This is a genomic window from Lutibacter sp., from assembly GCF_030692605.1.
Taxonomy (GTDB): Bacteria; Bacteroidota; Bacteroidia; order Flavobacteriales; family Flavobacteriaceae; genus Lutibacter.
Genome location: NZ_JAUYUD010000077.1, coordinates 15,062 through 26,968 on the forward strand (window position 1 = coordinate 15,062; position 11,907 = coordinate 26,968).

The window sequence follows — 11,907 nt, forward strand, 5'->3', positions numbered from 1 at the left end:
AATGAGAAAAATTTTTAAGCATAAATCAATTTGTATATTTGAATTTTCTTGAAAATATGATTAAAACTGCATCTGAATTTTATAAAGAACTTATTATTAAATTCCCATTTGAACCAACCAATCTACAAGATGAGTTACTTCAAAAATTAGCTGCATTTTTATTTGAATCAACTAATGAAACTACTTTTTTAATAAAGGGTTATGCAGGAACAGGTAAGACTACCACTATTAGTACTGTTGTAAATAATCTATGGAAAGCTGGAAAAAAAGCCGTTTTATTGGCGCCCACTGGTAGAGCTGCCAAAGTAATATCAAATTATTCAAGTAAACAGGCATACACCATTCATAAAAAAATTTATCATCCAAAAAAAACTAAAGTTGGAGGAGTAGAATTTGTTCTTCAACCAAATAAACATTCCAACACAGTTTTTATAGTTGATGAAGCATCTATGATTCCAGACAGAGTGAATGGACCAAAACTTTTCGAAAGTTCTTCTTTATTAGACGATTTAATGAGTTTTATTGATGGCGGAAAGCACTGTAAATTGATTTTAATTGGCGATACAGCTCAATTACCTCCTGTAAAATTAGACGTAAGTCCTGCATTAGACGCTAAAATTCTAAGTTTAAATTACAATAAAAATATTATTGAAATAGAATTGAACGAAGTAATGAGACAGCATGCAAATTCTGGAATTTTATTGAATGCCACCCAACTTCGACTAATAATAGGCCTCAAAGGTTTTGAAACTTTTCAATTTAAATTGGGATATCCAGATATTATTAGATTAGAAGATGGGTATGAAATTGAGGATGCCTTAATTAGCGCCTACGACAAATACGGAATTGAAGATACTACGTTTATTGTTCGCTCCAATAAAAGAGCAAACCAATATAATACTCAAATTAGAACTAAAATTAGAGGCCAAGAAAATGAAATTTCATCTGGTGATTTTATAATGGTTGTCAAAAACAATTATTTCTGGTTAGATGATGATAGTGAAGCTGGGTTTATTGCGAATGGAGATATTTGTGAAATTTTGCGAATTTATAATTATAAAGAATTATATGGTTTTAGATTCGCCGAGGTAAAAATTAGAATGGTGGATTATCCAAATCAGAAACCTTTTGATACTGTAGTGCTTTTAGACACGTTAGATACCGAATCACCTTCCTTATCATATGAAGATTCAAATCGTTTATATCAGGAAGTTGCGAAAGATTTTAGTAATGAAAAATCAAAATATAAACAATTGTTAAGCATTAAGAAGAGTAAATTTTTTAATGCGCTTCAGATCAAATTTTCTTATGCGGTTACTTGTCATAAATCTCAAGGCGGCCAATGGAAAATTGTATTTATTGAACAACCTTATTTGTCCGATGGTCAAACAGTAGGCTATTTAAGATGGCTTTATACGGCACTTACAAGAGCTGAACAAAAAGTGTATTTAATAGGTTTTAAAAATGATTATTTTTTATAAAAAAAATGTGGATTGGCATTACTAAAACTATATTTTTCTAATTACATTTCTAAACATAACAATTTGCATATTTAAAACCTTCATTTTCTTTTTGTTATAATAAATAAAAAACTTAAATTTGCACTCCTTTAAACGAGAGCAGATTTTAAAAGGAGTAAGAGAAAAAAAATATAAATAATCTCTTTGAGTTATTATCGTGTACAAATCTGGATAACAATAAGATACAAATAATTATCATCAGCAAATGTCTGAAGAAACAAAAAAAACAAAGGAGCAAATAGAAGCTACCGAAGTAACTCAAACAGAGGCAACGCCTCAAGTAGAAACTAGTGAAGAAATAATTGAAGTAGTTGAAGCGGTAACAGAAACAATTAAAGAAGTTGAAGCTGAAGTAGTAGCAACTGAAGTAGTTGAAGCAGTAACCGAAACAATTAAAGAAGTTGAAGCTGAAGTAGTAGCAACTGAAGTAGTTGAAGCAGTAACAGAAACAATTAAAGAAGTTAAAGCTGAAGTAATAGCAACTGAAGTAATTGAAGAGGTAAAAGAAGTTGTTGCTAAACCAGTTAAAGCTGTTAAAGCCGTTAAAGAAACTACTAAAGAAGTCGCTATTGAAGTAGTTGAAATTCCAAAAGAAGAAAAACTAAAACCTGAAGAGTTTTTAGCAAAATTTGATTGGCACAAATACGAAGAAGGTATTGAAGCAGTTGACGAAGAAAACTTAAAAGCGTTTGAAGCAGCTTTAGATGGCACTTTAGGTGTTGTAAATGAAAGTGAGGTAATTGATGGCATTGTGGTTAGAAAAACTGACCGTGAAGCAATTATTGACATCAATTCAAAATCTGAAGGAGTAATTTCATTAAATGAATTCCGTTACAATCCAAACTTAAAAGTAGGAGATATTGTAGAGGTGTTAGTTGATAAAAGAGAAGATAGTTCAGGTCAATTAGTTTTATCTCATAAAAAAGCAAGAGTAATTAAAGCTTGGGATCGTGTAATTAGTGCACACGAAACAGGTATTGTAGTTAATGGTTTTGTGAAGTGTAGAACTCGTGGTGGTATGATTGTAGATGTTTTTGGAATTGAAGCATTTTTACCAGGTTCTCAAATTGATGTTAAACCAATTAGAGATTACGATCAATATGTTGAAAAAACAATGGAATTCAAGGTTGTTAAAATTAACCACGAATTTAAAAACGTTGTAGTTTCTCATAAAGCATTAATTGAAGCTGATATAGAAATTCAGAAAAAAGAAATTATTGGTAAATTAGAAAAAGGACAGGTATTAGAAGGTGTTGTTAAAAACATAACTTCATATGGTGTTTTTGTTGACTTAGGTGGTGTAGATGGATTAGTTCATATTACAGATTTATCTTGGTCTAGAATTAACCATCCAAGTGAAGTGGTTGAATTAGACCAAACATTAAATGTTGTTATTCTTGATTTTGATGATGAAAAAACAAGAATTCAATTAGGTCTAAAACAATTACATCCTCATCCTTGGGAAGCTTTAGATGAAAGCATTAAAGTAGGAGATACTGTTACTGGAAAAGTAGTAGTTATTGCAGATTACGGTGCATTTATTGAAGTAAATCAAGGTGTTGAAGGTTTAATTCACGTTTCTGAAATGTCTTGGTCAACACATTTACGTTCGGCTCAAGATTTTGTATCTGTTGGTGATGAAGTTAAAGCTCAAGTTTTAACTTTAGACAGAGATGATAGAAAAATGTCTTTAGGTATTAAACAATTATTCCCAGATCCATGGAATAATATCGTAGAAAAGTATCCAGTTGGTTCAACCCATACAGGAACAGTGCGTAATTATACAAATTTTGGTGTTTTTGTTGAATTAGAAGAAGGAATAGACGGTTTAGTTTATATTTCTGATCTTTCTTGGACTAAGAAAATTAAACACCCATCAGATTTCGTATCTGTTGGTGATAAATTAGAAGTTCAAGTTTTAGAATTAGATGTTGAAGGTCGTAAATTAAATTTAGGCCATAAACAAACACTTGACAATCCTTGGGATGCTCACGAAGATACTTATTCTATAGATTCTGTGCATACTGGAACAGTAAAAGATAAAAGCGATAAAGGCTTAATTGTTGTTTTAGAAGATGGTGTTGAAGCTTTTGTACCTAGTAGATTTACTGTAAAAGAAGATGGTTCAAAATTAAACAAAGGAGACAAAGACGAATTTAAAGTTATTGAATTTAACAAAGAATTTAGACGTGTAGTAGCTTCTCATACTTCAATTTTTAAAGAACAAGAAGATAAAAATATTAAAACAGCACAAACTAATAGTGATGCCGCCGAAAAAACAACTTTTGGTGATATCAATGAAGAACTTGCAGCTTTAAAAGCAAAAATGGAAAAAGGTAAAAAATAATCCATTTTTTAAATATTTTTCAAAAAGCTGTAACTATTAAGTTACAGCTTTTTTTTTTACCTCCTATCAAGTATCTTTGTTTCATAATAAAAAGAAAACATGGCATTAATAAAATCAATTTCAGGCATAAGAGGAACCATTGGAGGGCAAGTAAATAATAATTTAACCCCAATTGACGCTGTTAAATTTGCAGCTGCTTATGGAATGTGGCTTAAAAATATTACTAATAAAGAAAATCCAACTATAATTTTAGGAAGAGATGCTAGAAAATCTGGTAAAATGATTAGTAGTCTAGTGGCTAATTCCTTAGTAGGTATGGGCATTCATGTTGTTGATATAGGATTATCTACAACACCTACCGTAGAAATTGCAGTAACATTAGATAATGCCGATGGTGGTATTATAATTACTGCAAGCCATAATCCAAAGGAATGGAATGCTTTAAAATTATTGAATAATAAAGGCGAATTTTTAAATGCTAAAGAAGGTGAAAATATATTAATGATTGCTGAAATGGATGCCTATAATTTTGTTGAAGTCGATTTTTTAGGAAGTTATAGAAGAAAGAAAAATTATATTGACAGGCATATTGAAGAAGTATTAAAGTTAAAATTAGTTGACATTGAAGCTATTAAAAATGCGAACTTTAAAGTTATAGTAGACGCTGTTAACTCAACTGGAGGAATTGCAATACCTGCATTGCTTAAAAAATTAGGAGTTGAATGTGTAGAATTATATTGTGAACCAAACGGAGAATTTCCACATAATCCTGAACCCTTAAAAGAACATTTAGGCGATATTTCCGAATTAGTAGTTAAAGAAAAAGCAGATTTTGGAATTGTAGTTGACCCTGATGTTGATAGATTGGCTCTTGTATGTGAGGACGGTTCTATGTTTGGTGAAGAATACACCTTGGTTGCCTGTGCAGATTATGTTTTAGGAAAAACTAAAGGAAATACTGTCTCTAATTTATCATCATCTCGAGCTTTACGAGATATTACCAAAAAACATGGAGGTAGTTATGAAGCAAGTGCTGTTGGTGAAGTTAATGTTGTTGAACTTATGAAAAATACGAATGCAATTATTGGTGGTGAAGGAAATGGTGGAATTATTTATCCGGAATCGCATTACGGAAGAGATTCATTGGTGGGTGTGGCTTTATTTTTATCGCATTTAGCAAATTTAAAAATTTCTTGTAAAACATTAAGAAATAGCTATCCAAGCTATTATATGAGTAAAAACAAAATTGAATTAACACCTAAAATTAATGTTGATAACATTTTAGAAACCATTGCTTCAACTTATAAAAATGAAGATGTTATTACGATTGATGGTGTGAAAATAAATTTTGAAACTGAATGGATTCATTTAAGAAAATCAAATACCGAACCTATTATTAGAATTTATACGGAAAGCACCACACAAAAAAGTGCTGATGATTTGGCAATTCGTTTTATAAGTGAAATAAAAAAACTCATTTAATGAATGAATCTATGATTCAATAAATTAAATAGTTAATTTTGGTTGGTAAGCTTTAAATTATGCCAATACTATTTTAGTGATAATGTTTTCGCCCAATTCATTATTCATCATTGTAATAATTTTTTCTTTTCCATAACTTAATTCTTCTCTTAAAACAGCCGATTTTAATTGAACAATTAATGTTTTATTTTGTAACTCAACTGAAGTGGTATAGGATGCCACACCTTGACCCATAAGCATATTCCAAGCTTCTTTCACCGCAATTTGACGCATTCCTTTGGTTAATTTATTTTCTTTAATAAATAACTTCATTAAATCCTCTATCGAATTAGATTCATTTTGTCGTTTTGCCATTATAATTCAAATATTTTATACGATTGGTTTGTTTTTGCTACCGCTTCTTCCGTACGTTCTTTATGTGTATCACTAATAAATAATTGTCCAAATTCATCATTATTAACTAAATTAATAAGTTGAGTTACTCTTAAATCATCTAATTTATCAAAAATGTCATCTAATAATAAAATTGGTTTAACATTTGATTGTTTTTTTATAAATTCGAATTGAGCCAATTTTAATGCCACTAAGTACGATTTTTGTTGCCCTTGGGAACCGAATTTTTTAATTGGATAGCCATCAATTTCAAAAATCAATTCATCCTTATGAACTCCAATAGTCGAAAATTGAAGCAATCGATCCCTCTCTAGGTTTTCATCTAATAAATCTAAAAAATCCCCTTCATTTAAATGAGATTTATATATTAAATCTACTGATTCTTCACAATTTGTAATTAACGCGTATTTATGCTTAAAAATAGGAACAAAATCATTTAAAAATGCTTTTCTTTCCTCAAATATTATAACACTATAAGAATTCAACTGTTCATTATATACTTTCAAATTAAGGTGGTCAAAGATTCTGTTAAGGGCAAAATATTTCAATAAGGCATTTCTTTGCGTCAGTACTTTATTATAATTAATGAGCGCTTGCAAATAAGATTTATTTGATTGTGAAATCACGCTATCCATAAATTTTCTCCTAATATCACTTCCATCAATAATCAAGTCTCTATCGGCAGGAGAAATAATAACTAAAGGTAGATATCCAATATGCTCAGAAAATTTTTCATAAGCCTTCCCGTTTTTCTTAATTACTTTTTTATTCCCTCTTTTTAAACTACATACTACCGTTTCTGTTTTATCTTGAATTTGGTATGTTCCTTCAATCATAAAAAATTCTTCCGTATGATTTATATTTTGAGTTGCAACCGGATTAAAATAACTTTTGGCATTCGAAAGGTAATAAATAGCATCCAACACATTAGTTTTACCAACACCATTATTACCGACAAAACAGTTTATTTTAGACTGAAATTCAAATAATTGCGACTTGAAATTTTTAAAATTTACTAAAGTAATTTTCTGTAAATACATTCATTTTTTTTGAAGCTATAAAATTATTCAATTTAATTGAAAAATTAGACTCATTTGCATTTTTACTTTCCATTTAAAAATCCTATTTTTGCGGCTACAAATTTTAAAGAAATGGCAACATATAAAAAGACTGGAGTTAAAGGAAATAAAGCTCAAAATAATGTTGAAGATAATTCAACAACTGCAGAAGTATTTAAAAAATTAGATAGTACTGCATCACGCTCTGAGCAATGGGTTATTAAAAATCAAAAAATAATATATATTTTTGTAGGAGCTGTTGTTGCTTTTATTTTAGGGTATCTAGCATATCAAAAATATGTAAAAGGACCCCAAGAAAAAGAAGCGGCTAATGAATTGGCTTTTCCAAAACAATATTTTGAAAAAGCAATAAATGACGAAATGGCTGCAGATTCACTTTTTACAATTGGTTTAAATGGTGCTGATGGTAAATATGGGTTTATAGATATTGTCGACAAATATAGTGGTACAGCTGCTGGAAATTTAGCAAACTATTATGCTGGTATTTCCTTCTTAAGAACTAAAAAATATAAAGAAGCTATTGAATATTTAGAAGACTTTTCGTCAGATGATGAATTATTAGCTCCAATTGCTAAAGGTTCTATTGGTGATGCTTTTGCCGATATTAATCAACCAGAAGATGCTTTGAATTACTATTTGAAAGCAGGAAATTTAAGAGATAATAATTTTACAAGTCCATTATATTTATTTAAAGCAGGGAACACTGCAATGGAACTTGAAAAATTTGACAAAGCATTGGATATTTTTACTAGAATAAAAGACGAATATCCTAATTCAGACGAAGCTAAAAATATAGATATTTATATAAATAAAGCAGCACATGCTTCAAAATAAAGAGTTGTAATGGCAACAACTAATTTATCTGATTACGATAAAACAATAATCCCAAACTCGAAAATTTTTCGGTTTGGGATTGTTGTTTCTGAATGGAATCCTGAGATTACAGAAAATTTATTTATTGGCGCTAAAAATACTTTATTAGGGAATGGCGTTCTTCAAGAAAATATTATACGTTGGGATGTTCCTGGAAGCTTTGAGTTAATTTATGGTTGTAAAAAAATGATTGAAACCCTAAAATTAGATGCAATTATTGCTATTGGTAATGTTATTCAAGGAGAAACAAAGCATTTCGATTTTGTTTGTGATGGTGTTACCCAAGGCATAAAAGATTTGAATATTAAATACAATATTCCTGTAATTTTTTGTGTATTAACAGATCATACTAAACAACAATCACTAGATAGATCGGGAGGAAAACATGGTAATAAAGGCATTGAATGTGCTATTGCTGCAATTAAAATGGCAGCTTTAAGAGCATTTTAACAGCCTAATTATTCACAAAACTTGACCACAATCTTATAATTCAGTACTTTTGAAGAATACTGATATTTCATTATTATGTTTGGTAATTTATTTAAAGCTAGAGCTCATTATGTTTTCGACTACAAACCTCGTTATTACAACGAACGCAAAGAGCGTTTGCAACAACTAGAAGAAAAATATAATAAGGAAAAAGAGGGTGATAAATCGGATATTTCTAAGCTAAAATTTTATAAAAATAATTTAAAATCAGATTGGGTTAAAAATAAAAGAAATGCAACAGATAAATCCACAAATCTTAGATTAGCACTTATAATTGCTATTTTAGTTGGTATTGCCGCCTACATTCTTGAATTACATACCTTATTTTAATGCCAGACATTATTCAACTGCTACCCGATCACGTTGCTAACCAAATTGCGGCAGGAGAGGTTGTACAAAGACCTGCTTCTGTTGTTAAAGAACTGTTGGAAAACGCCATTGATGCTGGAGCTACCGTTATTAAATTAATTGTGGTAGATGCAGGCAAAACACTTATTCAAGTTGTTGATAATGGTATTGGAATGAGTGCAACGGATGCTCGATTGTGTTTTGAAAGACACGCCACCTCAAAAATTAGAAAAGCTGAAGATTTATTTGATTTACACACCAAAGGATTCAGAGGGGAAGCTTTAGCTTCTATTGCTGCTATTGCACATGTTGAGTTAAAATCGAAACAAGAATCTAGTGAAATTGGAACACATATAAAAATTGAAGGAAGTGCCCTAAAATTTCAGCAAAATATAGCAACTTCAGTAGGCACTTCAATTGCTGTTAAAAATTTATTCTATAATATTCCTGCCAGACGAAACTTTTTAAAATCGAATACAATTGAAACGCGCCATATAATCAATGAATTTCAGCGTGTTGCACTTGCGCATCCATCTATTTCATTTTCATTTCATCACAACGAAAATGAAATTTTTAATATAAAAAACAGTAACCTTCGAAAGAGAATTGTTGCAATTTTTGGTAAAAAAACAAATGAAAAATTAGTCCCAATTAGTGAGAAGACAGATATTGTAATCATTGAAGGTTTTGTGGCTAAACCTGAATTTGCAAAACGGAAAAACGACGAACAGTTTTTCTTTGTAAATGATCGTTTTATTAAAAATGGCTATTTACATCATGCCGTTATAAATGCGTTTGAAGGTTTATTAGGAAGCGGATTGCATCCAACTTATTTTTTATATTTAACAGTCCCAACAAAAAGTATAGATATAAACATTCATCCAACCAAAACTGAAATAAAATTTGATGATGAAAAAACATTATATGCAATTTTAAAAGCGACTGTAAAACATAGTTTAGGGCAGTATAACATTGCTCCAGTTTTGGATTTTAATCGAGATTCTTCAATGGACACTCCATATACGTTTAAAGATAAAAAATCTCTAAATCCAAGCATTTCGGTCGATTCAAATTTTAATCCATTTAAAGAATTTGAACAAAAAGCCATTCAATTTCCCTATAAAAGAGAACAAAAAATGGAATGGGAAAGTTTGTATAATAACATTGATGATTCATATACAGAAACACCTTTTAATTCTGTTGAAAGTGGGTTATTTCAAAGTTCAGTACCTGAAACAAAAACGCATCAAATTCATAAAAAATATATTATAAGTAGCATTAAATCTGGCATTGTTTATATAAATCAAAACTTAGCCCATCAACGTATTTTATATGAAGAATTTTTAGAAAATATAACCGTTCAAGAAGCTGCAAGTCAACAATTATTATTTCCTTTGGAAATTGAATTTAAAAAAACCGATATTCAATTAATTTTAGAAATAAAAGAAGATTTGGAAAGTATTGGATTTTTGTTTGATAAAATTTCAGGCGATTCAATTGTAGTAAAAGGAATTCCAGTTACTATTGTTGAAAGTCAGGTTACCACTATTATAGAACAATTGCTAGAAGATATTAATAATGAAATTCCAAACGCAAGTTTCAGCCAGTTAGATGTAATGTCTAAAAGTCTTGCAAAAAGTTTAGCAATAAAAACAGGTACAAAATTAGATGTAAAAGAGCAAGAAGAAATTGTAAATAAACTATTTTTGTGCAAACAACCCGATTTATCACCTTATGGTAAAACAACATTTATAACCATTGGAATAGACGAATTGGATAAAAAATTTAATTAATAAATATAAAAACTATGAGTAGAATTACAGAAGTCATTAAACATTTAATCATTATTAATGTTCTGTTATTTATCGCTCCACAATTATTGGATTTTGATTTACAAAGTTTATTTGCACTTCATTTTCCTGAAAATCCTCAGTTTGGCTTTTGGCAATTTCTGACACATATGTTTATGCATAGTCAAGATTCCTTTATGCATATATTGTTCAATATGTATGCTTTATGGGCATTTGGTACGCCATTGGAGCAAATGTGGGGACGAAATAAGTTTATTTTCTTCTACTTTTCAGCAGGATTAGGAGCTGGAGCCGTTTATACGTTGGTAAACTATTATCAATTCAATGGGGTTTATGACCAATTAATTGCATTGGGAATCTCACCTACAGAAATTCAAAACATTCTCGATACAGGCAGTTATAATACCCAAATTCTTCAATCTATTTCAGGCGAAAAATTAACCGAATTTTATGCCACATATCACACTCCAGCAGTTGGAGCTTCTGGTGCAGTTTACGGAATTTTAGTTGCCTTTGGTATGGCATTTCCCAACGCTAAATTGGCATTGATTTTTTTACCAATTCCAATAGCTGCAAAGTATTTTATCCCTGTTATTATTTTAGGTGATTTATTTTTTGGAGTAACAAATTATTCTATTGGTAATGTGGCACATTTTGCTCATATTGGAGGCGCATTAATCGGATTTATTATTGCTTGGTATTGGAAACAAAATCAATTTAAACGCTGGAATTAAATGAATTTACTATCAGAAATAAAACTAGCTTATGCAAAAGCATCTGTTGCTGAAAAAATTATATATGTCACTATATTCTTTTATTTATGCACAGCACTTTTTACAAGTTTTATGGTAGATTGGTTTGCGTTACCATCACAACTTTCAGAAGTTATTTCGAAACCTTGGACTATAATTAGCTACGTATTTATTCACGACAGGTTAATTCATGTTTTAAGTAACCTTATTGTATTATATTATATTGGAAACCTTTTTTTAGATTTTTACAGTGAAAAAACATTTATCAATTTTTACTTTTTAGGCACTTTATTTGGTGGAATTGCATTTTTATTAGTGTATTATTTAACCGATAAAATAGGAATCCCTTTGGGTGGTGCATCTGCCGCAGTAACCGCTATTTTTGTTGGAATAGCAACAAAGTTACCACGTTATGCAATTCAATTACGACTTATAGGAAGTGTTCAATTATGGGTTTTAGCAGCTATTTGGGTGGGATTAAGTCTTATTCAATTAACAAATCAAAACAACGGAGGTGCAATCGCTCATACTGCAGGTGCATTATTTGGTTTTATTTATGTTAAACAATTAGAAAAGGGAAATGATATTGGAAAATGGTTTGAATATTTTGTTGACTATTTTTTAAATTTTACTTCAAAAAGTAAAAAAAGTCCTTTAAAAACTGTTCATAGAAGTCATAAAAAAAGTGATAAAGAAGAAGTTTCTAAAACCAAACAGCGTAAAATAAACGACATCCTAGATAAAATCAGTAAATCTGGTTACGAAAGTTTGTCGCAAGAAGAAAAAGATTTTTTATTTCGATCAGGAAAATAA

11 protein-coding genes are annotated in these 11,907 nt (G+C 30.0%); 9 read left to right on the forward strand and 2 right to left on the reverse strand.

What is annotated here, in order from left to right:
- Positions 1–56: 56 nt before the first annotated feature.
- The 3 genes from Q8S45_RS06990 to glmM all read left to right on the forward strand — a co-directional run bounded on the left by Q8S45_RS06990 (position 57) and on the right by glmM (position 5,349).
- A complete protein-coding gene (locus Q8S45_RS06990; RefSeq protein WP_305602825.1) occupies positions 57–1,481 on the forward strand; it encodes an ATP-dependent RecD-like DNA helicase in 1,425 nt (474 codons plus the stop codon).
- 244 nt (positions 1,482–1,725) lie between these two features.
- Positions 1,726–3,867: a 30S ribosomal protein S1 gene (gene rpsA, locus Q8S45_RS06995; RefSeq protein WP_305602828.1), complete on the forward strand. Its 2,142-nt coding sequence runs from the start codon at positions 1,726–1,728 to the stop codon at positions 3,865–3,867.
- A 99-nt stretch (positions 3,868–3,966) separates the two neighbouring features.
- Complete coding sequence (gene glmM / locus Q8S45_RS07000; protein ID WP_305602830.1) at positions 3,967–5,349, forward strand: phosphoglucosamine mutase; 1,383 nt, start codon at positions 3,967–3,969, stop codon at positions 5,347–5,349.
- 57 nt (positions 5,350–5,406) lie between these two features.
- On the opposite strand, the gene Q8S45_RS07005 is transcribed toward glmM, so the two are convergent.
- Positions 5,407–5,703 (reverse strand): DUF721 domain-containing protein, encoded by a 297-nt coding sequence (locus Q8S45_RS07005; protein WP_305602833.1) that lies wholly within the window; start codon positions 5,701–5,703, stop codon positions 5,407–5,409.
- Positions 5,703–6,782, reverse strand: a complete 1,080-nt coding sequence (locus tag Q8S45_RS07010) for a DNA replication/repair protein RecF (RefSeq protein ID WP_305602835.1) — start codon at positions 6,780–6,782, stop codon at positions 5,703–5,705. The genes Q8S45_RS07005 and Q8S45_RS07010 overlap by 1 nt, the downstream gene beginning before the upstream one ends.
- Positions 6,783–6,893: 111 nt before the next feature.
- Here Q8S45_RS07010 and Q8S45_RS07015 point away from each other — a divergent pair, with 111 nt between their 5' ends.
- The 6 genes from Q8S45_RS07015 (at position 6,894) to Q8S45_RS07040 (ending at position 11,907) form a co-directional block, all read left to right on the forward strand.
- Entirely contained in the window at positions 6,894–7,655 is a 762-nt protein-coding gene (locus Q8S45_RS07015; RefSeq protein ID WP_305602838.1) for a tol-pal system YbgF family protein, read from the forward strand.
- A 9-nt stretch (positions 7,656–7,664) separates the two neighbouring features.
- Positions 7,665–8,144, forward strand: coding sequence for a 6,7-dimethyl-8-ribityllumazine synthase (gene ribH / locus Q8S45_RS07020; RefSeq protein ID WP_305602840.1), 480 nt, complete (start codon positions 7,665–7,667; stop codon positions 8,142–8,144).
- 75 nt (positions 8,145–8,219) lie between these two features.
- Positions 8,220–8,513 (forward strand): hypothetical protein, encoded by a 294-nt coding sequence (locus Q8S45_RS07025; RefSeq protein WP_305602842.1) that lies wholly within the window; start codon positions 8,220–8,222, stop codon positions 8,511–8,513.
- On the forward strand, positions 8,513–10,324 hold the full coding sequence (gene mutL / locus Q8S45_RS07030; protein WP_305602844.1) for a DNA mismatch repair endonuclease MutL: 1,812 nt from the start codon (positions 8,513–8,515) through the stop codon (positions 10,322–10,324). Before Q8S45_RS07025 ends, mutL begins: the two co-directional genes overlap by 1 nt.
- Positions 10,325–10,338: 14 nt before the next feature.
- Positions 10,339–11,076, forward strand: a complete 738-nt coding sequence (locus Q8S45_RS07035; RefSeq protein WP_305602847.1) for a rhomboid family intramembrane serine protease — start codon at positions 10,339–10,341, stop codon at positions 11,074–11,076.
- A complete protein-coding gene (locus tag Q8S45_RS07040) occupies positions 11,077–11,907 on the forward strand; it encodes a rhomboid family intramembrane serine protease (RefSeq protein ID WP_305602850.1) in 831 nt (276 codons plus the stop codon).